This is a genomic window from Streptococcus sp. HMSC065H07 (genome assembly GCF_001837325.1).
Taxonomy (GTDB): domain Bacteria; phylum Bacillota; class Bacilli; order Lactobacillales; family Streptococcaceae; genus Streptococcus; species Streptococcus salivarius_H.
Genome location: NZ_KV832033.1, coordinates 1 through 275, shown reverse-complemented (window position 1 = coordinate 275; position 275 = coordinate 1). Strand labels below are relative to the sequence as shown.

Here is a 275-nt window from a genome sequence, read left to right as displayed (position 1 = left end):
TCACTCTTTGGTGTTTCTGATGCCGAAGTTTCGGAAACTACTTCACTATTGGATGCTTCAGAGACTGGAGTACTTGAATCTGCTTCACTCTTTGGTGTTTCTGATTCTGAAGTCTCGGATACCACTTCACTAGTTGATGCTTCAGAAACTGGGGTACTTGATCCTGCTTCACTCTTCGGTGTTTCTGATGCTGAAGTCTCAGATGCCACTTCACTGTTTGATGCTTCGGAAACTGGGGTGCTTGATCCTGCTTCACTCTTTGGTGTTTCTGATGC

General features: G+C 45.1%; 1 protein-coding gene. It reads left to right on the top strand.

Features of this window, described 5'->3' with window-relative positions; genetic code table 11:
* Nucleotides 1-275, top strand: a 275-nt coding sequence (locus HMPREF2637_RS11310) for a hypothetical protein (protein ID WP_176745615.1), incomplete at both ends; no start/stop codon positions are given.